The organism is Paenibacillus sp. 2KB_20 (assembly GCF_052115765.1).
Lineage (GTDB): Bacteria > Bacillota > Bacilli > Paenibacillales > Paenibacillaceae > Paenibacillus_AQ.
The window spans coordinates 13,511-35,901 of the sequence record NZ_JBFRHH010000019.1 but is presented as its reverse complement, the minus strand read 5'-3'; the positions used below and the strand labels follow the sequence as shown (position 1 = coordinate 35,901).

23 protein-coding genes and 1 pseudogene are annotated in these 22,391 nt (G+C 44.7%); 19 read left to right on the top strand and 5 right to left on the bottom strand.

The window, feature by feature from the left end:
• Positions 1 to 498 precede the first annotated feature (498 nt).
• The 9 genes from AB4124_RS30850 (at position 499) to AB4124_RS30810 (ending at position 8,811) form a co-directional block, all read left to right on the top strand.
• Positions 499 to 894, top strand: a complete 396-nt coding sequence (locus tag AB4124_RS30850) for a VOC family protein (protein ID WP_076321559.1) — start codon at positions 499 to 501, stop codon at positions 892 to 894.
• A gap of 119 nt (positions 895 to 1,013) precedes the next feature.
• On the top strand, positions 1,014 to 2,264 hold the full coding sequence (locus AB4124_RS30845) for an MFS transporter (protein ID WP_076321558.1): 1,251 nt from the start codon (positions 1,014 to 1,016) through the stop codon (positions 2,262 to 2,264).
• Positions 2,265 to 2,547: 283 nt separating this feature from the next.
• Positions 2,548 to 3,369: a hypothetical protein gene (locus tag AB4124_RS30840; RefSeq protein WP_441975203.1), complete on the top strand. Its 822-nt coding sequence runs from the start codon at positions 2,548 to 2,550 to the stop codon at positions 3,367 to 3,369.
• Between the two features lie 126 nt (positions 3,370 to 3,495).
• Complete coding sequence (locus AB4124_RS30835) at positions 3,496 to 4,059, top strand: RNA polymerase sigma factor (protein ID WP_076321556.1); 564 nt, start codon at positions 3,496 to 3,498, stop codon at positions 4,057 to 4,059.
• Positions 4,053 to 5,585: a DUF4179 domain-containing protein gene (locus tag AB4124_RS30830; protein WP_441975202.1), complete on the top strand. Its 1,533-nt coding sequence runs from the start codon at positions 4,053 to 4,055 to the stop codon at positions 5,583 to 5,585. The genes AB4124_RS30835 and AB4124_RS30830 overlap by 7 nt, the downstream gene beginning before the upstream one ends.
• Before the next feature lie 53 nt (positions 5,586 to 5,638).
• Positions 5,639 to 6,517 (top strand): ADP-ribosylglycohydrolase family protein, encoded by an 879-nt coding sequence (locus AB4124_RS30825; RefSeq protein ID WP_441975201.1) that lies wholly within the window; start codon positions 5,639 to 5,641, stop codon positions 6,515 to 6,517.
• Positions 6,518 to 6,607: 90 nt separating this feature from the next.
• Positions 6,608 to 7,486 (top strand): AraC family transcriptional regulator, encoded by an 879-nt coding sequence (locus tag AB4124_RS30820; RefSeq protein ID WP_441975200.1) that lies wholly within the window; start codon positions 6,608 to 6,610, stop codon positions 7,484 to 7,486.
• Between the two features lie 86 nt (positions 7,487 to 7,572).
• A complete protein-coding gene (locus AB4124_RS30815) occupies positions 7,573 to 8,220 on the top strand; it encodes a glycosyltransferase (RefSeq protein WP_441975233.1) in 648 nt (215 codons plus the stop codon).
• A 228-nt stretch (positions 8,221 to 8,448) separates the two neighbouring features.
• Positions 8,449 to 8,811, top strand: coding sequence for a DUF4181 domain-containing protein (locus AB4124_RS30810; RefSeq protein WP_441975199.1), 363 nt, complete (start codon positions 8,449 to 8,451; stop codon positions 8,809 to 8,811).
• Positions 8,812 to 9,077: 266 nt separating this feature from the next.
• Here the strand turns inward: AB4124_RS30810 and AB4124_RS30805 are convergent, their stop codons facing one another.
• Positions 9,078 to 9,524 carry an SDR family NAD(P)-dependent oxidoreductase gene (locus AB4124_RS30805; protein ID WP_441975198.1) on the bottom strand — a complete coding sequence of 149 codons (447 nt, stop codon included), beginning with the start codon at positions 9,522 to 9,524 and terminating at the stop codon, positions 9,078 to 9,080.
• Positions 9,525 to 9,534: 10 nt separating this feature from the next.
• On the opposite strand from AB4124_RS30805, the pseudogene AB4124_RS30800 reads away from it, so the two are divergent.
• Positions 9,535 to 9,858: pseudogene (locus tag AB4124_RS30800) on the top strand (ATP-binding domain-containing protein); the annotation flags it as partial.
• 335 nt (positions 9,859 to 10,193) lie between these two features.
• Here AB4124_RS30800 and AB4124_RS30795 read toward each other — a convergent pair.
• Positions 10,194 to 11,117: a S66 peptidase family protein gene (locus AB4124_RS30795; RefSeq protein WP_441975197.1), complete on the bottom strand. Its 924-nt coding sequence runs from the start codon at positions 11,115 to 11,117 to the stop codon at positions 10,194 to 10,196.
• Between the two features lie 196 nt (positions 11,118 to 11,313).
• Positions 11,314 to 12,216 carry a LysR family transcriptional regulator gene (locus AB4124_RS30790; protein WP_441975196.1) on the bottom strand — a complete coding sequence of 301 codons (903 nt, stop codon included), beginning with the start codon at positions 12,214 to 12,216 and terminating at the stop codon, positions 11,314 to 11,316.
• A 194-nt stretch (positions 12,217 to 12,410) separates the two neighbouring features.
• On the opposite strand from AB4124_RS30790, the gene AB4124_RS30785 reads away from it, so the two are divergent.
• Complete coding sequence (locus AB4124_RS30785) at positions 12,411 to 12,878, top strand: DinB family protein (RefSeq protein WP_441975195.1); 468 nt, start codon at positions 12,411 to 12,413, stop codon at positions 12,876 to 12,878.
• A gap of 109 nt (positions 12,879 to 12,987) precedes the next feature.
• Positions 12,988 to 13,392, top strand: coding sequence for a nuclear transport factor 2 family protein (locus tag AB4124_RS30780; RefSeq protein WP_441975194.1), 405 nt, complete (start codon positions 12,988 to 12,990; stop codon positions 13,390 to 13,392).
• A 74-nt stretch (positions 13,393 to 13,466) separates the two neighbouring features.
• Here AB4124_RS30780 and AB4124_RS30775 read toward each other — a convergent pair whose 3' ends face one another.
• Entirely contained in the window at positions 13,467 to 15,521 is a 2,055-nt protein-coding gene (locus tag AB4124_RS30775; protein ID WP_441975193.1) for a serine hydrolase domain-containing protein, read from the bottom strand.
• Positions 15,522 to 15,810: 289 nt separating this feature from the next.
• Here AB4124_RS30775 and AB4124_RS30770 point away from each other — a divergent pair, with 289 nt between their 5' ends.
• Genes AB4124_RS30770 through AB4124_RS30760 form a run of 3 tightly spaced genes read left to right on the top strand, consistent with a single transcriptional unit; the run spans position 15,811 to position 17,151 of the window.
• Positions 15,811 to 15,948 (top strand): hypothetical protein, encoded by a 138-nt coding sequence (locus AB4124_RS30770; protein WP_441975192.1) that lies wholly within the window; start codon positions 15,811 to 15,813, stop codon positions 15,946 to 15,948.
• A gap of 35 nt (positions 15,949 to 15,983) precedes the next feature.
• Positions 15,984 to 16,544 carry a pyridoxamine 5'-phosphate oxidase family protein gene (locus AB4124_RS30765; RefSeq protein ID WP_441975191.1) on the top strand — a complete coding sequence of 187 codons (561 nt, stop codon included), beginning with the start codon at positions 15,984 to 15,986 and terminating at the stop codon, positions 16,542 to 16,544.
• A 13-nt stretch (positions 16,545 to 16,557) separates the two neighbouring features.
• On the top strand, positions 16,558 to 17,151 hold the full coding sequence (locus AB4124_RS30760) for a YdeI/OmpD-associated family protein (protein ID WP_441975190.1): 594 nt from the start codon (positions 16,558 to 16,560) through the stop codon (positions 17,149 to 17,151).
• Positions 17,152 to 17,434: 283 nt separating this feature from the next.
• Here AB4124_RS30760 and AB4124_RS30755 read toward each other — a convergent pair whose 3' ends face one another.
• Positions 17,435 to 19,837, bottom strand: a complete 2,403-nt coding sequence (locus AB4124_RS30755) for an S-layer homology domain-containing protein (protein ID WP_441975189.1) — start codon at positions 19,835 to 19,837, stop codon at positions 17,435 to 17,437.
• Between the two features lie 270 nt (positions 19,838 to 20,107).
• On the opposite strand from AB4124_RS30755, the gene AB4124_RS30750 reads away from it, so the two are divergent.
• The 4 genes from AB4124_RS30750 to AB4124_RS30735 all read left to right on the top strand — a co-directional run bounded on the left by AB4124_RS30750 (position 20,108) and on the right by AB4124_RS30735 (position 22,222).
• Positions 20,108 to 20,695 (top strand): dihydrofolate reductase family protein, encoded by a 588-nt coding sequence (locus AB4124_RS30750; RefSeq protein WP_441975188.1) that lies wholly within the window; start codon positions 20,108 to 20,110, stop codon positions 20,693 to 20,695.
• 334 nt (positions 20,696 to 21,029) lie between these two features.
• A complete protein-coding gene (locus AB4124_RS30745) occupies positions 21,030 to 21,482 on the top strand; it encodes a MarR family winged helix-turn-helix transcriptional regulator (protein WP_441975187.1) in 453 nt (150 codons plus the stop codon).
• A 24-nt stretch (positions 21,483 to 21,506) separates the two neighbouring features.
• Positions 21,507 to 22,025 carry a GNAT family N-acetyltransferase gene (locus AB4124_RS30740; protein ID WP_441975186.1) on the top strand — a complete coding sequence of 173 codons (519 nt, stop codon included), beginning with the start codon at positions 21,507 to 21,509 and terminating at the stop codon, positions 22,023 to 22,025.
• Between the two features lie 65 nt (positions 22,026 to 22,090).
• The gene (locus tag AB4124_RS30735; protein ID WP_441975185.1) at positions 22,091 to 22,222 is read left to right on the top strand and encodes a hypothetical protein; all 132 of its coding nucleotides are present in this window, start codon (positions 22,091 to 22,093) and stop codon (positions 22,220 to 22,222) included.
• Positions 22,223 to 22,391 lie beyond the last annotated feature (169 nt).

Genomic DNA, 22,391 nt, shown 5'->3' with positions numbered 1-22,391 from the left:
TGAAGATAACGGGCAGTTTTATTGAATCAATTATTTAAGGAAACTGGGCGTTTTCGAGTGTAATCATTGTGTTATTCAAAAGAGCAATCTAAAAGAAATCCATGCATTATTAATTTGCTATGATCGAAAATAGGAGTTGTCAACAAGTCAAATTCATATTGGAAGGATGGACATGAACCAAAACAAATGCAACAAACAAAATTGCGACGCAAGTAGGTGAATGCGAGATTGTGATCACCCGCGTATTTGATGCTTCACGTGATCTTGTGTTTGATGTTTGGACGAAAGAGGAACACCTATCGAAGTGGTGGGGCCACAAGGTTTTACGATGACTATTCAGCAGTTTGATATGAAGCCGGACGGTACACGGGAGTTTATCATGCACGGTCCTGATGGCGTTGATTTTTCCAAATACCAACTGACGTTAACGGGAAACGCTGGTTCAAATCAGATAGTGTAAAACCTTCCATTTAATCTGATTGTTGAAGGAGTGTACGTATGAAGACATTAGGGTCGATGAATGTAGATGTTATAACGTTGTTTGTGGAGGATTTGCAAAGGGTGAGAGCGTTCTATCAAGAAGTATTTCGATTTTCCGCCACATATGAAGACGAAGTGTCTGCAGTATTTGATTTCGGAAATATGAGCATTAACCTCCTGAATATTTCCGAGGCATACGGTCTGATCCATCCTGGAACAGTTGCAAGCCGAGAATCCGGATCTCGTTTCCAGTTTACCATTAGGGTGGAAGATGTGGATGCAGTATGTAATGAATTGAATAAACAAGGTGTTGCTCTACTTAATGGTCCAGTGGATCGACCATGGGGGGTACGCACTGCTGCCTTCACAGATCCGGCAGGACATGTCTGGGAGATAGCGCAGCAATTGTTATAGATTTCAGTCTTCAGGCGGAGGTCAACGATAATGAGGTCCTTATAATAAGGAATGGAAAGGAGAGACATACCCATAATCAAGGCGGACATCTTTTAAAGACAAATTGGAGGTTGAAAAGATTGAATAGGCACGACAAAAGCACCAATGCACCAAGCCTTCTACGCAATCGGTTCCTGCAGACGATTTTATTATCAAGCGTACTCCTGCAGATCGGCATCTGGGTACGTAATTTCGCGATCCTCCTGTATGTTGCGGATAGAACAAATAACGATCCATACGCCATTTCGCTTATCAGCGTAGCAGAATTCGCACCTATTTTTGTTTTTTCGTTCATCGGAGGTACATTTGCGGACCGCTGGAGGCCAAAGCGAACGATGATCTGGTGCGATTTATTATCCGCGGTATCGGTATTCGTAGTGCTTCTTACCATACATTACGGTTCTTGGCAATCCGTCTACCTTGTCGCATTCATCTCGGCTATTCTTTCGCAGTTCTCGCAACCTTCAAGTATGCGGTTATTTAAGTATCATGTGTCTGAAGAACAACTGCAGCAAGGGATGGCTTTGTTCCAATCGCTGATGGCCATCTTCATGGTGCTTGGCCCTATGCTTGGCACCTTCGTTTACAGCACGTTTGGCCTTGAAACATCCATCGCTGTGATGGGCGTGGTCTTTTTGCTTTCCGCACTCGTCCTGATTCGCCTTCCTGAAGATAATATGAAATCTCAAACGGCCGCAGTCAAAGGGCAATTCCGTAAAGATTTCGCGGAAGGCTTCCGCTATGTTTGGCAAAGCCAAGTGCTGCGCATGCTCGGACTCGCGTTCATTCTCGCAGGACTTGCTGTTGGCGTAGCCCAAGCTCTCAACCTGTTTATCGTAACGGAGCGGCTGGGTAGGAGCGAGGAGTTCCTGCAATATCTGCTGATGGTGAATGGCGTAGCCATGCTGATCGGCGGGGGGATCGTTGCCGTCTTTGCGAAGCGGGTTCCGCCGCAGGTTCTTCTTGCAATAGGCATGCTGGCAGGCGCGGTCTGCACAGCCATTGTCGGTTATTCGACGAGCGTTACGGTCACGCTGACCGTTCAATTTCTAAATGGGCTTGTTTTCCCTTGCATTCATATCGGAATCAGCACCATGATCCTGAAATGGTCACATGCTTCCATTGTCGGTCGGGTGAATGGGGTTCTGAATCCGATGTTCGTAGGCATGATGGTCATTTCCATGTCTTTCGCTGGTGCGTTAAAGGATGCCTTTTCGCTGAGTACGATATATGGCGGAGCCGGATTCCTATTTCTTCTTGGAGCACTGGTCATGGTGCCGATTATGAACCAAAAAGCGCCGGATAACGTACTTACTGCACAAGAGATATAATCTCGCGATATTTATAAGGTTTGATGCAAAAGAGCCGGCTATGAAAAATGAGTCGGTTCTTCTTCATTTTCTGGTGATTAACTTCCAGCACAAGCAGCCCATGAAGCTACGGTCAGTATGGCGTGACTTGCAATCTATCCATCGGACTAAAATGATTCATGTCTGAACCTTCTTGTTATTTCCTTCGCCTATAGTGTAGAAACAACAATGCACCATCTTGGTCCAAATTGATAAAGGAGCCCGGATATGTGTTTTGTTTCATCAGATAAAGGAGGAAATAATCATGAAAAAAACAACCATTGTATATCTAAGTGCAGCGTTATTAATCGGAGGAACTTTGTCGTCGCACGCCGTTCATGCGGCTTCCCAAGCGGAAGCAGGGCAAAGCGTAGGAAGCTCCGGATTCAAGCTGAATCCGGCTATTATAAAGGAATACGGGGGAGCCGTATTTGAACTGGAATCTTTAACAGCTACTCCGCAATTCATGGAATATGTCATTTCACGGAATGTCCCTGAAAATATGGATCCGAAAATGGACCGCAATATTATGCTTATGAACTATGTCGTCATGGATAGCAACGGATGGATTTACGACCGTATTCAGGCGGAAGACAAAATGCGCGAAAAACCGGACGGCACGTTTGACCGTTATTATAAAGAGAAACTGGGGGCATTAAAGAGCAAACCGAAGGAACTTATCATCAAGCCCTATGTAGGAGGCAATTATGATGATAAAAGTACAAAGTTAGCGCAAAAAGCCACCGTAACGGCGAAGCTATCGGATACCTATCCGGTTAAGCTGGATCAGGGCAAGATTGGAACCATGACCGTAACGGGTGTGAAATTCGAAAAGAACCGGACCGTGCTAACGTTGTCGATCAAAGGGGAGACGGCATCCATTCAAAACGTTGGAACTTGGCTCGTGGAAAATGGAAAGGCCCTGGATTTAACTCGTAAGGAATTGATCGGCTTAAAAGACGGTGTCTACCGCTACGAACTTGAATTCCCGGCGGTTGATCGAAATGCGGCCCTTCAGGTGATGACTAAGCGAATGACGCCTGTTACGTTTTTGAAAGAGTTGGAGATGAGGATTAAGCTCCAGTAAAAGCCAACCATATGCAGGAAGTAGAAACGGCCATCAGTGCCGTTTCTGTTTTTTTTTTGCACAAATAATGAACCGAACCTCCATTCTGTTCGCCTTTATTGTATAGTACTTTTGGGAGTTGACAGGATGGAAAGCGAAGAACGATTGTTTGAGTTGTGCCGGAAAGGCAATAAAGATGCTTTTTTTAAGCTGGTGGAACCTCTGCTGAGCCGAGTATACAGTACGTCCGCGGCTATTTTGCGCTCCACTCATTTGGCTGAGGATGCGGTACAGAACACGCTGATCGAAGCTTATCAAGCCATTATCAAAGGGAAAAAAATAAGGAATTTCAAATCCTGGTTCAATCATTTGGCGGCCTGCCGTGCATTGGATCTGGTCAGACAAAGGTCACGCCACGCTAATGTTTCGGGAAATATCGATGAGCTGGAGCTTCCGGACGAGCATGAATCACCACTCGAAGCCGTACTGAAAAAAGAGAGGGGATCCGAACTGCTGGAATGCGTCATGTCACTGGACATCCACCATCGATCCGTCATTGCGCTGTATTATTACCAGGAGCTGTCCATCGATGAGATCGCCGACGTTCTGGGCATCAAGGCCGGGACGGTTAAATCGCGGCTTCATGCCGCCAGACTAAAGCTGAGCCAAACGGCATCCCGACTAAAAATGGAGCAGGTGATCGAATGTTAAACCAGGATGAACGGCAGCTGAAGAAAAATATACAGCAATCGTTAGATGAAATTCCGCTTCCTGATTCTTTAATTCAATTTGCCAAGGAGGTACCGCTTTGTTATCAGCAGCCGGAGGAGGACATGGTGGTGACGAAGCCCCGGCAGCGAAGCGGCAGAAGAAGGTATACAATAGCTGCAGCCTGCATGGTATTGGCCTTATCTCTGGGTTTCACCGTGCAGAAGTCTCCGGCTCTTGCCGCTATGGTCAAAGGGATTCCCGGCTTCTCCATCGTTTCGGATTGGCTGGACACGCTGCGCGGTCATGATGGCGTTGAGAACGCCCAATCCCATGGCTACAGTCCGTTTGAACCTGTCGTGAAACAGTTTGATGGGGTGACAGTCAGCATCAGCGATGTATATTTGACGAGCGATAGGCTGTCATATAAAGTGTTCATTAAATCCGACCGTTTGAAACAACATGTCTTTAAAAGACAGGACGGCAGTTTAGATCTTAACAGGGAAGCACCGGTCTATTCCGTAAATATTCCTGAAATTGCTGATGGAGGCAGCAGCGCTAGCGTTGTGATCGAATCGAGCGGTGATGCAAAGGAGCCGATACTGGTCATCAGCCGGATTGGTGAAGTAAATCCAGAGGATGTCAACATGTTTTTAAACCAAAACCCTAAAGAATTGCAATTTGAAATCGGTATTCGACCCTACGTTGATGAAGACGGTAAACAAACAACAGATATACTCAAGATGAGTGTTCCTTTTCATCATACGGACTGGTTGGAGGATCGGATCATACCGATTCATCAGACCGTCAAGGTGGCGGGGGATCCGGATTTGCGGGAAATGACGCTGGAGCATATAAAAATTACACCGACCAATACCTATCTCGATATCAAAATCGCGGATGAAGCGGATTACTATCTGTTATTCGGCCATTCTGGAGCCGCCCCATTTGTAACGGATGATAAGGGGAAGAAGTACCAATTGCATACGGACACCCCGCAGAACATGGTGGATGTTCCCGGTGGGAAACGGATGAACGGCAACAAGCTTATGTTTACCGGCTCCCCTTACTTCGATGAGTCGGTGAATTCTCTTACGCTGCACTTGGATCAAGTGCTACTGACAGAAAAGAGCCCGGGCGGATCGTTTACCCTTTCGCTAGACGAAACGTATCCAAAGAAAGTCCGCTTTAAAGACCAGGAGTTAACGATAATCGGGGCGAGTTACAAGAACGACTATTTACGGTTGAAAATTAAAAAGGAAAATAACGATCATAACAAGCGTTTGGGTATTTTGTTTGCAATGTACCCTGAAGCCAAAGCAAGTTTAAATCCCGAATTACAGGAGCGTTTCGATAAAGGCATCGGGATAGATTCAGGGGAAGCACGAGTGAGAAGCGAACAGGACGATTACTATGAAGTACGAGTTTTCGCTCCCAAGCTGGAAACCTATGAAATTGTAATGTACCGGGAAGCTGCCCCGGTCCGGATAAACCAAGACATTACAATTCCTATCCGTTCACTACGATGACCGTGAAGAAACACTGCTTGATTTCTTTTCCGACATGAGTATGAGGTGGTTGCATGGATAACAAATTATATGATCGCATCAAGGGCGGCCTGTATGGAGTGGCTGTAGGCGACGCTCTTGGTGGAACGACGGAGTTTATGAGCGAGCGAGAGATTAAGGAGAAGCACGGCTATTTGACGGAGATTATCGGCGGCGGGGTGTGGCAGTTGGAACCGGGGGAAGTGACCGATGATACGATGATGACGCTTTGCGTGGCAGAAGGGATACTCGAAAACCCTGATGAGCCGCTGGAGGCGATCGGGCGTTTCTTTATGGAATGGTACCAATCACGGCCCAAAGACATAGGGAATATCATCCGTCATGTTTTTCAAAAATACGAGGGAGACTGGTTTGAAGCGGCCTTTGTTGCGCACATGGATATGGGGCAAAGCGGTGGGAATGGATCCCTCATGCGCTGCCTGCCGGTGGCTCTTGCCTATAAGGACCTGCTGGATATTGACCGAGTGACAATCTTGCAGTCACGGATGACGCATTATGATCCAAGGTGCGCCGAAGTCTGCGTTTTGTACAATCGAATGGCGCAACGCCTTCTACAGGGCGAAAATTTAAGAGCAGCCATCATGGCCGAGGTGGTGGGAAGCGAATACGAAGGCATCATTGAAGCACAGCCGGATTGCCCGGCAAGCGGTTTTGTGGTGCATACTTTCCGGTGGGTACTACATATTTTGCTCCATACATCAGATTTTGCAGGAGTCGTACAGAAGGCGGCAAATCTAGGAGAAGATTCCGACACCATCGGCGCCATCGCGGGTGGGTTGGCAGGTATATACTACGGATATGATGGGATTCCTGCCCGATATGTGGAAGCGATCCTCATCCAAGAGAGACTCGATCGGATAATTTCGCAGCTGTATGCACTGAAAACTTCATAGAGTTGTTTGTCACCCTGCAGAAATTGAACAGGATCTGCCGGATGTCTGATATCATTCCCTGCTATTCTTAGGATGAAGGGAGGTCGTTGGATGAATGTGCTCGAAAATTTAAATGAAGCATTAGACTACATCGATCAGAATCTCGAGAATGAGATTGATGAACAAGAGATAGCTAAACGTGCTTACTGTTCGGTTTTTCATTTCAAAAGAATGTTTTCATATTTAGCAGGTATTCCTCTTCAAGAATATATTCGCCGCAGACGTCTTACGCTCGCAGCATTTGATTTGCAGGACAGAACAGTCAAAGTGATCGATATTGCCATTAAGTACGGTTACAATTCTCCAGACGCATTTACTCGCGCTTTTCAAGGATTACATGGAATTACACCAACAGAGGCAAGAAATACCAGCCATTCACTACAAGCTTTTCCTCCAATGACCTTTCGATTATCAATAGGAGGTAGTGAGCCCATGAGGTTTAGAATTGAGCAAAAGGACGCATTTCAAGTGGTTGGGATAAGTAATAGAGTTACACCAGTAGATTCTGGAGAACATCCTGGTGTGGCACAGGTCTGGGGATCAACAGACAAGGAAACGTACAACTTATTGAAAACACTTAACAATTTAGAACCATATGGAATTTTGCATGTGAATGTTGGAGATGCAATACGACTGAAGCAAGATTTTGATTATTACATGGGAGTTGCTTCAACAGAACCCTGTCCAGAATACTTCTCTAAATTATCTGTACCAGCTATGACATGGGTCGTATTTGAAGTTATGGTCCCGTGGGGGAAGGAGAAATGGCACCGTATTTATGGAGAATGGTTTCCTTCCTCAGGGTATGAGCAAGTTGAAGGGCCAGTGATACAAGTAGGTCCTGATATCGAAGCAGGTATAGAAAAACAGGTGTTTACAGAAGAAAAAAAAGTCGAGTTATGGGTTCCTGTAATTAAAGTAGTCCGGTAGAAAAATACTCCATTACGAGTGTTTTTTCTTGTTAATTGAAACCTGTATCTAATGACAGCTGTCTCGTAAATCATCCTCTGTATAAAATGGGATGCTTCAACGGATTGGTGGCAATACTGTTAACCTTGGCGCTAGTTTTTGCCATGACGCCAGTAGTACCTGTGCAAGCGAAGGTTGCTAAGGAGAAGGATTGCCTAAGTCCCAAAATGGTGCAGCTAAAAACCGATATGCAGAAAGTGTGGATCGACCACACAATATGGACAAGAAGCTATATTGTCAGCGCCATATCCAATCGACCTGATCAGAAGGATGTATTGGACCGGCTATTGCGGAACCAGCAGGACATAGGCAATGTAATCAAGCCATATTATGGAGAAGCCGCAGGCAATAAGCTGGCTGATCTTCTAAGAGAGCATATTCTGATCGCAGTGAAAATTGTAGACGCTGCCAAAGCGGGCAATCAGGCAGATGTGACCAAGTTAGAGGCAGATTGGCATAGAAACGCCGACGATATCGCCAAATTTTTAAGCGCAGCGAATCCGAACTGGCAGTTTAAAACGCTGCAAGATATGCTGTATACGCACCTTCAGTTGATTACGGAAATCGTCGTTAGCTGTATCAAAGGAGATTGGAAAGCGGATATTGCAGCAACTGACAAAAACGAGATCCATATGAATCATTTAGCGGATATTCTGACGGTAGGCATTGTCAAACAATTTCCTGAAAAATTTTGATGGGCGCTTAAGAAGCAGATATTGTTGGAACAATCATTGGACTCAGACTCAAAACAGCACCTTGTTTTCCATAGGTGCTGTTTTGTTTACGCATTGATTCAAATAAGAAAATAGTGTAGTTTAAAGGAATGATAAACCTCTATTGCCAGATAAGTGTAATTTGAAAAAATGAAGCAAGTCAGGTCTTGAGTGATACTGGCCTCTATTTTGGGAAAGGGGGACTTTAGAATGTTCCTACTCAGTATCATTTTGTATGCGATCGTCGTTTCGTCCGGGTACTTATGGATCAAAAAAAAGCTGAAGGTATCCTACGATTCAGATGGGCTGCTGTATAAGCACATTAATCGATTTCATCTAATTGGGGAGTCCATCATTGTAGTTGTTTTTCTAATCGGCCTTTTCTACATGAGGTTTGTTATGGAATGGAGACTATCGGCTTATCAGGACGTTATTCTTGTAATAGCTATTCTACATGCATTCCGATCCGTTATTGAAAGACGCCTCAATAAGGATTCCAAACAATACCTCCTCAGTGCTTATACAAGTGTTAGCGGCTTTCTCTTTTTCCTTGGTGTCGAGCTATTTGTGTGACAACACAAGAACACGGAAATTCTATAGGAAACTTTTTTATCTAAACAAACCATTAAGAGCCGTTTAAGCTTTCCATAGCACCCGAAAGGGTTGCTTTCTCTGACTTGGGCAGAGCCCGTTGCACCTTCGAATTGGACAGAGCTTGTAAAATGAGAGAGAGGTTGCCCGAGGTCACATTTTGTGACTTGAAGGACAACCTCTTTCTTGATAAAGATGTTAATTTCCATGGTTGCTAATAAACCCACTCGCTGAATCATGAGATGTATTTAAATAGGCTGCTTTGTTGGACGAATAACCATTTCGCTTATGGATACGCTATTTGGTGTTCCTATTACATAAGCAACCGCATCTGCAATATCTTCGGATTTCATGCTGAGCTCAGGGTTTGCAGAATTTTGTTGTACCCACTTTCGATTCTCTTCATGATGAATTCTGGATAAACAACATGACCAGCAACCGAAGATGTTGTAATAATTTTTTCCGGAATGCTGCTTTTGCATGATTGGTAAAACGGCTGAGATTCCATTCAAAACGCCCATAATATTTACGTCCAACATGGCTTTCCACTCTTGTTTTCTGTTCTCAGCGAGCGGAGCTGTGGGCATAATACCAGCGTTGTTAAAGATAGCATCAATTCGTCCATATTTCACAATGGACAAATCCGCCATTTGTTTGATGCGATCGTAACGATTGGCGACGAACTGCTCCAGCAAATGTTGGCCAACGAAGACTGCGGCTGAAAGCCGCGCAGCCTTTGAGTCGTTACAGGTGCAAGGAAGCGAAGCGTTGCAGCTCATTACGAAGGAGACGGTTACCTTTGAAAAAGGAGCGATGGTCATTCCCGTATATCTCGCCAAGGGTGTTGAGTTTGATGCGGTTCTGATTTATGATGCATCACCTCAAGCTTACAGCCGGGAAAATGATCGCAAACTGCTGTATACAGCATGTACGCGGGCCATGCACCGACTTCATGTATACACAACGGGCGATTGGTCGCCGTTCGTGCAGGCATTGCCTGTTGATTTGTATGAGCAAGCAGCATATTGACGGATCGATGAGGACACCCTTTGCGATAAGCTGCTGCCCATAATTTAGCCAAACTTCGGGAACAGATCCATTTGTTCATCGACCTTGTTTATCCTATCCATACACAGGTCGATGAGCAGACAACAGGGATCATGTTAGCTCCTTTGCAAACAAAGTTGTCGACTCGCACGTATGTAAACTTGCAAACAGCCCTGGCCGTTCGTCGGCCAAGGCTGTTTTTTTACAGCTTGTTAGTCTGAACCGTACATCATTATAAGGGCAGAGGACTTTCTTTGCAGGCTCCGCGCTGCGAGGCTTGTCGCTAGACATGACACAGCTCATCGTCTTTTCCGATGTCAAACGCTGACGGTAGGTTCAACTATAGTTATTCTATTATGAACTGAATCGAGATTAACGGTTGCGCCAATCGGCAAAGCGGTTTTATAAACACCATGACCTGTAGCAAGGTTCGTTATAAGCGGCTTACCGAGAGGTACAACAAATTCGTTGATTACATCTTCATAGGATTTGCCATAAGCCGCCTGGCAGCCTGAGCATTCTCCCATAATAATGCCGATGCAGTCACGAAATTTTCCGGCAAGCTTCAAATCATTCAAGTACCTGTAGACGGTATTGGTGGGTTCGTGTGTTTCTTCAAGAACGAGAATCTTCCCCCTTGTATCGATTTCGAAAGGCGTGCCTAACGTATCGACAAACGATGTCAGATTACCACCTACAAGCTGCCCCGTAACGTTGCCCGGAACACGGCTTATCAGCGGCATCCCCTGTGGATTTAAGATGGACCGGGTTAATGAATATACGGATGTCGCAGAAAAAAACTGATCGAAATTATAAGCGGGCGTTTCGGGTTTGAAGTCAATAAGCAGCAGACTATGGAATGTTATTAGATCCACGTATTGATGCAGTACATTTAATAGTACCGTGATGTCGCTGTAACCCGTAACGATTTTTGGATGATTTCGTATCTCATTATAATCAAGGTACGGAAGAATTCCGGCCACTCCTGTACCGCCTCTTGTGGGCAGTATCATTTTGACCTGCTCATCTCGAAACATCATCATTAAATCGGAAGCCCGCTGCTCGTCTGTGCCAGCAAGAAATCCATTCTGCGCATATACATATTGACCCAAAACAACATTAAGCCCCGTTGCTTTCAAATATTCGATTCGTGCATTAATGATGTTTGCAGCGAGTGGGCTACCCAAGGTAACGATTCCAACGGTATCGCCGCTCTGCAAGATAGGCGGACGTATCGGCATATCCATTTCTTCCTTCCCTGAAAATAGAAGAAGCCATCGCGATCATGTCTTTAGAATATATTGACTAAATTTGCAGTGCAGTACTAAAAAAAGATTTTGAATGAACGTATTCTGTGTTGAGATAGAAGAAGTGGGGCAGACTTTGCCGGCTCGTTTCTCTTGCTATATCGCCGAAGGATCAGAAAAGTGCTGCCTTCTATGAAGACTTCGAATGTTGGATAGCTGTCTCGATGTAGGCTCTCAAAGTTTTGATAAACGTACGCATGGCGTATCCGACATACCTGTCGCTACGGTAGATCAGACAAATGTCCTGAGAAGGCGTAGGGTTCCTCAGGTGCACAACCTTGATGTCGGGATTGTGAAGATTCTCCAATAGAAGTCGCGGCAGAACACAAGCGCCAACTCCGCTCTGTACCATCTGAAGGAGGGAAGATAACGTTGTTGTCACCATGTGCGGCTGTAGAGTAAACCCGTTGTCCATGCAAAATCGGTCGATCAGCTTCCGGCATTGGTGGTCTGCTGGAAACATGACCATCTTTAAGGCTTGCAACCTCTTCAAGGGGATGAAGTTCTCCGTGGCAATGGGATCATTCAAACTTACTGCTAATGAGAACTCTTCATGAAACAGAGGAATTGACGTGAGACGATCATCGATAACAGGTCCAATGGTTACGCCGACATCGATGCTTCGGTCCAGAACTTGTTCTGTTACTTTTGTGGTTTCCAAAAGGGACAGGGAGATGGTGGGATAGGTTTGATGGAAGTTCAGTAGCAAGGCATTAAACATGAGATCCGCGTCACCCGGCAAGACCCCGATGGAAAGAGATCCGCCTTGCGTTTGCTTCAGATCAGCAATGGCGTCGCCCGCTTGCTGCAGATGCCTGAACACGGCAGCACCATGTTCACGAAGAATTGCTCCAGCGTCTGTAAGAACAATTGTTTTACCCACACGATCGAACAACAGAACCCCTAATTCTTCTTCCAATCTTCTTATCTGCTGACTGATATTGGGTGCGCTGACACCCATTTTTTCGGCTGCTCTCGTGAAATGAAGCTCTTCACATATGGCCATGAAATATTGCAGTTGTTTTAACTCCATCGATTTTCACCTGCTTTCTATTGTATCGCTGTATCGTGTTCACTGATCATTGTTGCTCCATCTTGTTTTTCTGTCAACGAATAATCGTTAACTGATACTTAACGTTCCGGTAACGCCCACTGCATTGATGGAAGGTTCCATGAGATCTAAACTGGGAATATCAAAAGGTTCTCATAACAAAGGAGGAAATTAACATGTCTGACATGGTTATCAACACGGCAACAACCGTACGTCAAGTGGTGCTGCAGCAGGTGCAGGCGATCCCGGAGGAACTGTTCGACATTCAAGGGCTGGGATTCAACAATACAATCCGTTGGAATGTCGGCCATGTGATTTATTGGATGGATAAGTATTCTACGCTAAGCTTCGGCTCTCCGGCTGCTATACCGGGTTCGTACGAAACGCTGTTTAACTCTGGAACAAAGCCCTTGGACTGGACGTTTACTCCTCCATCGAAGGAAGAGTTGGTCGCGTTGTTAACCGCGCAGCTTTCTCGCTTATCTGAGTTGACACATGAAATGCTGGGGGAGAAGCTTTCGAATCCGTATGCTTTGGGCCCGTTCCAATTCAACACCGCCGGCGAGTTGTTCAACTTCGCTCTGATTCACGAAGCCATTCACCTTGGAACGATATCGAGCCAGCTAAAGGTTGTGTCGCACTAACCAATGTTACGCAAGATTCCTTTTACATGGCGTCTCACCAATCAAAACGACTCAATGTAAACTCAATATTTAGAGAGTACAACAAACCATTAATAAGGAGGATTTGTTCATGGAGAAATCTCTAGACTCTGTCCAATCCCGAACTTGTGAAGTGTTTGATGCTTTTAAGCAGGCTTTGGAAACAGGGGATACAACCGATTTTCTCACAACCGTTACGGAAGATTTCCATTTCTTCGTTCCGCTTCCGTTAGAGGGATGGAACCACGAACAGCAAGGCAAAGAGCGGTTCGAGGAATTGATCAGGTTCGAGCGCTCCGTATTTCAGATGCAACTGACTCCGCTCATCGAGCTTGAGAGTGAGGACAACGGGGTGGTGGTATTTCGCTCGGAAGGTTTGTTGAATGGGCGGCCTTTTCGTAATGAGCTTGCAATCGTCTTCGAGTTCGAGGGAGAGCGGATTCGCTCCTTCCAGGAATACGTAGGTATGCCGTTAAAAAACTACGAGACCCCATAATCGATATAAACACTGCCGTGCATATTGGGAAGCCGGGTCCATTCGGATCAAGGCTTCCCAATACAAGTTCTAGCCTACTTAGCCTTGAGATTAATTTGAAATACATCTCCCGCCTTACCACCAAAAACGATCATCCCGCTTTCAGGCAGTACAACCGAGTGATTGTTGCTTGCCTTTGAAAAGTTCACAACATTTCCCTTTCCGTCATAAACGGCAAATCCTCCACTTGAAGGAGCCTCCACAGTCATGGCTCGATTGGCTGATTTTTCATCAATCTTATACCAAACAGCCTGACCATTGAATGGTATGCTGCTGATCGAGGAGTTCCCTGCATATATGGGTTGAATCGCATCTTCACTGATATAGGATTGACTATTGACCATTACATACTCCGTACGGTTCAATGTATAGAACTTCAAATCAAATGCATCCCTTCCATACATGATAGGAATTTCAACTGCGTTTACGGCTTGATTCTCATCCACAATCTTAGTGGCGTTTGCGTACCCATGTTCCACATCAACGGATATTTTCTTATTTAAGACCTGTGATGCTAGATAAAATCCAGAAGTTATCTTTTCATCCAATGCATAATAACTTTTTCCGTTTCTATGCTCCCATACCTTTTTAGTTGTATCGTTTAGAGGATTGGGATCCAGCTTTTGATATTCATACATTACCGTAACGGTTTGGCCTAAACCTGGTAGATTCGTATATGCGTTAACCTTTAAATACGTTTTTCCGTTCTTTTGTAGATCAAAGCTTATGGCTACATTTCCTTCCTTGTTTTTAAATTGTCCATTTCCCGTGTATACATATGTTTGTGATGGTATCTCTCCGCCTTGTAGAGCAGGTAAATCAATTTCTCCGTTCTTGACTTCAAGATTTATTGTTCTGTCCACGGAACCGTATAATCCAGAATAAGAGAGATATTCCGATGGCATATCCACTTTTATGGAAGGATCAAATGTTTTATCGGGCAGGATATCTTGAATGATGCCTTTATCCTTTAAATATTCTAATAAAACGTTGGATGCAAATGCACTATTGAAAACTGAACTCCCTCCAGATGAAAGCACAGCCATAGAAATATCATGTTCGGGTAGGGCAGTTAAAGCTGCGTGATACATAACGGTATCCCCGCCTTTGGATAATGCTGTTATTCCGTAATCACTAAAAGGTGCTAAACGAACGGCATCCCAACCAAGACCGTAATTCACGGTGTTCGTCTCTTCAGAAACCCAGATTCCATTTCGATACTCATGATTTTGCATGGCCTTTGCAGACTTCTCAGATAAAATATCCGTTCGATTCCCGATTAATACTTCAGCAAACTTACTTACTTCCTCTGCCGTAGAGTAGAGGCCTCCTGTCCCAAGGACATTGGCATTCTCAACGGGTAAAGCCTGATCGAGCCCAGGAAAATATGTTTTTGCCAGCCGTTCTCTATCAAAGGAATCGAGTGGTGTTTTAGTAGAGTCTAAATTCAGAGGGGTGCCAATGTATCGTTCAATGAAGTCGGTGTAGCTTAAACCGCTTACTCGTTCAACCAATAATTCAAGCAGCTGAAACCCATCGTTACAATATACTGAATATTCGCCTGGGTCTGACTTTAAAACTTCTGATTGTAATTTTACCAATAATTCATCATGATTTTTCGTATCGTTATCATCAAAAAACATGCTGTTTCCATAGTGACTCCCATAAAGCCCTGAAGAATGATTCATTAACATTCGTGGCGTAATCTCTTTATATCGTTCATCCGCCATTTTAAAATCCTTGATATATGTGTTCAGGGGTATATCAATATCAATTTTATTCGAATCAGCTAGCATCATCGTTGCGGCAGTTACATGCATTTTACTGACCGAGCCGATTCCGAACATCGTGTCTTTAGTTACTGGTTTCTTGGTAGCTTTATCATATACGCCAGCACTATCGGATAACACGATGGATCCATGATCCATGATGGCATACTGCAAGCCACTAACATCATAATTGGACACGATCTCCGAAGCCAACGCTTGAGCCTGTTGCTTGACCGTATCATCATTCATTTGAGCAAAAGCAGGGGTGGCCGGTAATGCAAAAAGCATAGCGGAGACTAACACAGAAGTTATTTTCTTCATTAATTATTCCTCCCAAAATAAACTCGGTATTGGATACCATATGTTAGCTTAATAGATGGAAGTAAAAATCAAGTAAAGTCAAAGTAAAAAGGAAGTAGGACACAAGATTCGTAAGAGATATGGGTTAGATATCGATGTATAAATAAGCGGGGGGAGGGGAAATTCAGTTGTAAAATGTAAGGGCATGTTGTTGGTCGATAACGAACAAGGCATGTACTATAATCGAGGCAGAGCGCATCCGTAACAGTTGTGAAGAGTTAGTCGCCTTATTCATAACCGGAGTGTATGTATGCGTGATAAGAATATATTATACTTATGTAGCGGCTTCGAATACAATGAACGTATAGCCAAGAGCGAGATCACGACCGGAGCCAGCGATCCGTCCGAACGCTCAGAGCGCTCGACCTGGGTCGGTGTTCACGCGTGAATCGAACCTAATACAAGTTCATCGGAGGGGATACGATGGGAAAACAGTTTCCGGCCATGCTCCCCGAGCATATGGCCTTTATCCGAAAGCAGCACCTGTTTTTTGTCGGCACGGCTCCCATGTCGCGGGATGGGCACGTCAACCTGTCGCCGAAGGGATACGACACGTTCCGGATTTTGTCCGATCGTAAGGTCGCCTATTTGGATTTGACCGGGAGCGGCAATGAGACTAGTGCCCATCTTGAAGAGAACGGTCGTATCACGATGATGTTCTGCGCATTCCAGGGACCTCCGAATATTCTGCGCCTGTACGGAACCGGAACGGTAATTCTTCCGGAACACACCGAGTGGGAGTTGTTATACGGAATGTTCGAGCCGATGCCTGGAGTCCGGCAGATCATTACAGTCGATATACATAAAGTCCAGACGTCCTGCGGTTATGCGGTACCATTCATGTCGTACGAAAAGGAGAGAGAAACACTCCAACGGTGGGCGGAGCACAAAGGTGAAGAAGGCTTGGACAGTTACTGGCAAGAAAAGAATTTGAGCAGCCTCGATCAATTGCCGACGTCTCTAGCGAAACGAACAAGGACATAAAGGGGGTACCTCGATGATAAAAGGTGAAAGGAATTCCAAGATTGATCCCTATTTTAACAAGCTTAAGAAGTGGAAGGAAGAATTCAATCTGCTGAGAGAAATCGTTCTTGACTGCGGACTGACCGAGGATTTTAAGTGGATGCATCCTTGTTACACGTTAGATAACAAAAACATCGTTTTGATTCATGGCTTTAAGGATTACTGTGCGCTTCTGTTTCATAAAGGCGCGTTGTTAAAAGATCCCCATGGAATCCTAATCCAGCAAACGGTGAATGTTCAGGCAGCGCGTCAGATTCGGTTCACCAATGTTCAAGAGATCGATGAAATGCAACTTATCCTGAAAACATATATTGTTGAAGCCATCGAAGTTGAGAAAGCCGGTTTGCAAGTGAGCTTTAAAAAGAATACGGAATATATCATACCGGAAGAATTAGAAAGTAAATTCGTTGAAATTCAAGGCTTAAAAACGGCTTTTGAAGCATTAACGCCGGGACGGCAAAGAGCCTACATTTTGCATTTTTCTGCACCCAAGCAATCCAAAACGCGAGAGTCCAGGGTTGAAAAATATATCCCGCATATCTTGAATGGAAAGGGATTAAATGATTGATCGACAACACACGAGCAACAGCCTGGAGTATTTGACTCAGTTCCGCCCCACATACAAAGGCGCTGCCTGTTATAAAGTAAATTAATACATATTCATCTAAAGGGTCCGCACAGATAATAAATCCCACTGATCAAATTAAGAATCAGTGGGATTTTGTATGTTGGAAGGGAATTCAACTCTTTTTACACAACAAATCCATCTAACTTTGCGAGAGTGAGGATATACGAGTGGCAATGAACAACTTGGGTACTTCCTTGAAAAATCCGGGCTTCCATTTGTTACATTATGGTGTTTTCGGCGAGTCAATGATATGAATCTTCTGTTGCCAATTCATGGCGAAATCACTCATGCCGAGAATCATGATTTTGAACTTTCCTCCTGGAAGCTGGGTGGCCAGCTTGGAAATGCCCATACGGGTAAGCTGGAGTGTGACGGCGCGTTTATCCGGTGTGATTTCTAAATTGAAGTCTTCTCCGTCCACTAACGGGAAGATATCGATGGAATTTTGGCTGAAATCGCCGTTACCGGAATAATCCACTTGTGCTCTTAGTTGAATGGTCTGAGGATAAGAGTATACCGGTTCACTGGATTGGAATAAGAAGAGTCCTTGAGCGCTGTCGTAAGTAACTTCTGTAACCGTTGGAGGCTCGGAATCAAATCGGATGGGCAATTCGACCTTGCCGATTTCTGCATCCTTCTCGAAAACTTTAAAGATCAGGGAGACCGGGCGGTCTTGATCGACATTCGGAGCAGGTGCTACATGGATGCCATGATCACGGGCGGTTAACTGGATGAGCGATGGATCCGAAGTCTCGATCTCGATATGTCCTATCGTTTGGCCTTCTGATTGAATCTCGTACCTATTAGTGACAGAGTCATAACGAATTTCCAATTCTATGAAAGCATCGCCTCTCGTTACCTCGATAAGGTTTCTAATACTCCTTATATCATATCGATCTTCGTCTAGCGAGGAGTCCGTAATTTGGGCTGACATGCCATTCACGCGCAACATGTTGCTATTTAATACAAACGATGCACTTTCCTCGGCAAGAGAGACCCTCAGGGGCTCTATTCGGCTGTTTTTGAAGGCTTTCATTTGTTGGATCAGATCGTTATAACCGATTGCCAAACTTGCAGCAGGCGAATTCGGGTTGTCTGCGATGGAGTAGGCGTTCAAGATCGCCTGGTTTAATTGCTCAAACGCGAACGACGGGTAAGTGCCGGCCGTGTTCCCTGGAATTGAGGTGTCGCGCAGCGCCTCGGCTTCGGTGATCAGCGCTTCAAACAATTCCCTTACGTTGTCCGGCAAATACTGAACCATGATCGGCCCGAATGCAGGTGAGATCGTTCCTGTTGCACTGCGGATCGCGGTGGCGGCTGAAGACGGATCATATACGACCTCCACCGGCCTTGCCATCGGCAGTGATTCCGCTAGGGCAACAATAACGGTTCGGCCCGTAATGTTAATATGTTCAACCTCTTTCGGTAATTGTAACTCACCATCCTTGGTATATACCGATAATTCATGGGCAGTTGGAACGAAGAGGGGGTTAAGGGTCTCATTGTATGTGATTACGAGCGTCCGTGCATCGGAAAAATGCAAGGCCGGCTGTTCCAACTGCAGCGCTGAAAGCGTAATTTTGCCGGTTGGCGCCGACACATTGCCTGCAGCGTCGACCGCATACGCTTTGTAGTCGCCCGCTGACAGATTCGCCGTTGCAATGAGTGTTTCCGCTTGAGCTGCTGCAACGACGGATTTACTGGCTAGCTTTTCGGCGACAGAGGTTTCAAGCTGCGCTTTCGTGTTGGCGTTTAGGGAATAGGGGACTAAGTAAACGAACCCGGTTTCATTGCTAGTGACCGCCACGTTCTCCCCTATGAGAACGGAGGAGGCAGACAAAAGCCTTACAATCGGAGCAGCGCTATCTGGCGAGCTTGGGTTGCCCGGATTCGGATAGCTTGGCGCGGTTGATCCGCCGCTGCTGCCTCCGGTAGACGGCGTTGGGTTCTGCGTCGGCTTCTCAGCAGGAGGAGGTGTTACCTCGTCGGGTTTGGGCGTCTGGACTGGCTGTTCTGACGGGGTATCTAGCTGCTCTTTCACTTTCAGGAATCGATTGGCGACTAAGGCGACCGATTGCCTGTCCGCTTGACCGACTGGGTTGAACACCTTTCCATTCATGCCGTTCATGAGCCCAAGCTCAATGGCGGCTGCAACGGCATCCTTGGCATAGTAGGAGATGCTCGCCGCATCGGAGAATTTCAGCTGGCTGCCCATGCCCTCAACCTCAACGCCCAATGCCCGAACAAACAACACCGCCATGTCTTGTCGAGTTAGGTTCTGTCCCATGCCAAACTCCCCGTTGCCCTGGCCTTTGATTAAGCCGGCTTTAACCGCAGCCTCTACGAATGAGTAGGAGTAGTGGTCCTGTGGGACGTCGCTGAACGTTGAATCCGCCGGCTTCGGCGACACATCAAGGTTTAATGCCTTCGCCAAGATAATGGCAAAGTCCTGGCGCTCGATTTTGCCGGTCGGATCGAACTTGCCGTTGCCCTTTCCATTGATAATGCCCTGTTCCACTAATTCCAGAATCGCATCCTTGGCGTAGGATTGATTGATATCGCTCAGCGAAATGGAACCCGCGTGGACGGGATACGCGCATGCGCTCAGCAGCGCGGCTGTGGTCATTACTTTGACGATAAGATTACGTTTCAGATAAAATCCTCCTCATGAAATGGTAGAATCCATGCCGGATTATGGAATCCGTAACGGATTCGTGATCTTATCATATATGCCGAGGTTCACGGCTTGCAATCAATTTTTTAGGAAATAAGTCTATACTTGCACTGGGTCAATGGACACAAGAATGAAAAGTCTTCCCGTTCTTATTAAATAAGACATTAGATGACATAATGATGGGATACAATGAGTGGTAAATCCCGAAAGGAGTAATAAATCATGAGCCGAAGAATCATTTTAGATTTAGCAGTTACGTTAGATGGTTTTATTGAAGGGAAGAATGGGGAAGTAGATTGGTGCATTATGGACCCGGAGATGGGGTTTATGGATTTCTTAAATCAAATCGATACGATTTTGTATGGCAGAAAAAGTTATGATTTATGGGGGCAATTTACACCTGAAACGGATCATCCGGAAACTGAACAAGAATTATGGTCAATCGTTCACAGTAAAGAAAAATATGTGTTTTCCAGGACGCAAAAAGGGAGCGACCATAAAGCAACTTACATCAACAATCATATCCTTGAGGAAGTACATGCATTAAAGAATAAGCCAGGTAAAGACATCTGGTTATATGGGGGAGCAAGCCTTATTACAACCTTTATTCAGTTAGGGCTGGTTGATGAATTCAGATTATCGGTTCACCCTGTCATTTTGGGAGAAGGAAAACCGTTGTTTATGGATATCAAGCAAAGGTTGAATTTAAAGCTGGTAAATGCAAAAACGTTCTCCACTGGGGTTGTACAGCTCATCTATCATTCGGATGGGAATGAAGTGAACCATATTAACCTCGAGAAGACGCCATAGTTAAAACATAGCTCTGTTTGATCAGTTCATGGATTTCTTCTTCTGGTACGGTGCCGTCAAGAATACGAGTGCAGCTTGAATCAAATGACCATTTCGATGAATCAGGACAATTCATTGAAGTGGTCATTTGTTCATGGAACGCCGCCTGAAAGTGCCGTGTCCTTCGCCATCCAAGGTTAATACGCATTATAAGTCGAGTGAATCAATTTATACTGGTCATTTTACGCACGCGATCTATTTATCATCTTATTTGTTGCAAATGCAACATAAATAGATTAAACTATATCTATTTTTATTGCATTTACAACATATATGAGAACGAAGGAGCCAGTGTATGAAGGGAATTCTGCGTGAGATCGGCATGATCGCAAGGGCATTAGATTCAATAAGCAATATAGAATTTAAAGAATATGACCTGACGAAAGGACAGTATTTGTACCTTGTGCGAGTATGTGAAAATCCAGGAATCATTCAAGAGAAGTTAGCGGAGATGATAAAAGTAGATCGGACAACTGCAGCCCGTGCCATAAAGAAGCTTGAACTTCACGGCTTTATTGAAAAGAAAGAAGATCAACATAATAGAAAAATCAAAAGGCTCTTTCCAACGGAGAAAGGGAAGCGGGTGTATCCTTTTATAAAAAGAGAACATGATTATTCCAATCGGGTTGCATTAGAGGGATTATCCGTAAGCGAAGCAGAAACTCTGCTCAATCTCTTGCAGACGGTCAGAAAAAACGTAGAAAAAGATTGGGAGTTTGTAAAAAAGGGAAACAAGAGATTGTATTGAATTACAAAAGGGAGGGGAAGCCAATTGACTCTAACAATAAGAAAGTGCACGTCAGAAGACCTGGGCTTACTTCAAGACATCAGTATTGGGACGTTTAATGAGACATTTAGGGATCAAAATTCACCTGAAAATATGAAAACCTACTTAGAAAGAGCATTTAACATTAACCAACTAGCAATAGAGGTATCCAATACCGCTTCAGAATTCTATTTTATTTATTATAATGGGGAAATCGCCGGGTATTTAAAGGTAAACATCCATGATGCGCAGACTGAAATGATGGGCAATGACTCTCTTGAAATCGAGAGGATTTATATTAAGGGCCAATATCAAAAACATGGGCTTGGCAAGTTTCTGCTCAATAAAGCCATGGAAATCGCCATGGAACGTAATAAAAAGAGCATCTGGTTAGGCGTATGGGAACGAAATGAAAATGCTATTGCTTTTTATAAGAACATGGGGTTTGTTCAAACAGGTTCCCATTCTTTCTATATGGGGAATGAAGAACAGAAGGATTTTATCATGACCAAAACATGCTTGTAACAATGAAATAGCGTTCAGCTATATCGTGTTTGTTTGAATATATTAGATGATGAAGAGGTTGTACGATGGGGACTGAAATTGACAAAATTCATCGTGTCGGCCATGTTGTCCAAGATATGGAGACGGCAATGGAGATGTACCGTAAGCTAAGCTTCGTATGCACGCTGCCGGCGTATCCGGACCACGCTCATTTTTAGACAAGGCTGAGAATTTTGAATTACATGCGACATCGCTAATGCTCCTCTTCGAGTTGGAAGCGTAGAACTTCATGTTCTGCGCTTTTTTTATTATCACTGTATCTTTTCGACTGGCCTATTCTCGGTTAATTTACAACAGTTAAAAAACTTATTTTAAAAATAAAATTTT

Bases quoted from the DNA above. Each gene is read 5' to 3' on its own strand.
- AB4124_RS30850 (WP_076321559.1), top strand. From the start codon at position 499: ATGAAGACATTAGGGTCGATGAATGTAGATGTTATAACGTTGTTTGTG.
- AB4124_RS30840 (WP_441975203.1), top strand. From the start codon at position 2,548: ATGAAAAAAACAACCATTGTATATCTAAGTGCAGCGTTATTAATCGGA.
- AB4124_RS30835 (WP_076321556.1), top strand. From the start codon at position 3,496: ATGGAAAGCGAAGAACGATTGTTTGAGTTGTGCCGGAAAGGCAATAAA.
- AB4124_RS30830 (WP_441975202.1), top strand. From the start codon at position 4,053: ATGTTAAACCAGGATGAACGGCAGCTGAAGAAAAATATACAGCAATCG.
- AB4124_RS30825 (WP_441975201.1), top strand. From the start codon at position 5,639: ATGGATAACAAATTATATGATCGCATCAAGGGCGGCCTGTATGGAGTG.
- AB4124_RS30820 (WP_441975200.1), top strand. From the start codon at position 6,608: ATGAATGTGCTCGAAAATTTAAATGAAGCATTAGACTACATCGATCAG.
- AB4124_RS30815 (WP_441975233.1), top strand. From the start codon at position 7,573: ATGGGATGCTTCAACGGATTGGTGGCAATACTGTTAACCTTGGCGCTA.
- AB4124_RS30810 (WP_441975199.1), top strand. From the start codon at position 8,449: ATGTTCCTACTCAGTATCATTTTGTATGCGATCGTCGTTTCGTCCGGG.
- AB4124_RS30795 (WP_441975197.1), bottom strand. From the start codon at position 11,117: ATGCCGATACGTCCGCCTATCTTGCAGAGCGGCGATACCGTTGGAATC.
- AB4124_RS30790 (WP_441975196.1), bottom strand. From the start codon at position 12,216: ATGGAGTTAAAACAACTGCAATATTTCATGGCCATATGTGAAGAGCTT.
- AB4124_RS30785 (WP_441975195.1), top strand. From the start codon at position 12,411: ATGTCTGACATGGTTATCAACACGGCAACAACCGTACGTCAAGTGGTG.
- AB4124_RS30780 (WP_441975194.1), top strand. From the start codon at position 12,988: ATGGAGAAATCTCTAGACTCTGTCCAATCCCGAACTTGTGAAGTGTTT.
- AB4124_RS30775 (WP_441975193.1), bottom strand. From the start codon at position 15,521: ATGAAGAAAATAACTTCTGTGTTAGTCTCCGCTATGCTTTTTGCATTA.
- AB4124_RS30770 (WP_441975192.1), top strand. From the start codon at position 15,811: ATGCGTGATAAGAATATATTATACTTATGTAGCGGCTTCGAATACAAT.
- AB4124_RS30765 (WP_441975191.1), top strand. From the start codon at position 15,984: ATGGGAAAACAGTTTCCGGCCATGCTCCCCGAGCATATGGCCTTTATC.
- AB4124_RS30760 (WP_441975190.1), top strand. From the start codon at position 16,558: ATGATAAAAGGTGAAAGGAATTCCAAGATTGATCCCTATTTTAACAAG.
- AB4124_RS30755 (WP_441975189.1), bottom strand. From the start codon at position 19,837: ATGACCACAGCCGCGCTGCTGAGCGCATGCGCGTATCCCGTCCACGCG.
- AB4124_RS30750 (WP_441975188.1), top strand. From the start codon at position 20,108: ATGAGCCGAAGAATCATTTTAGATTTAGCAGTTACGTTAGATGGTTTT.
- AB4124_RS30745 (WP_441975187.1), top strand. From the start codon at position 21,030: ATGAAGGGAATTCTGCGTGAGATCGGCATGATCGCAAGGGCATTAGAT.
- AB4124_RS30735 (WP_441975185.1), top strand. From the start codon at position 22,091: ATGGGGACTGAAATTGACAAAATTCATCGTGTCGGCCATGTTGTCCAA.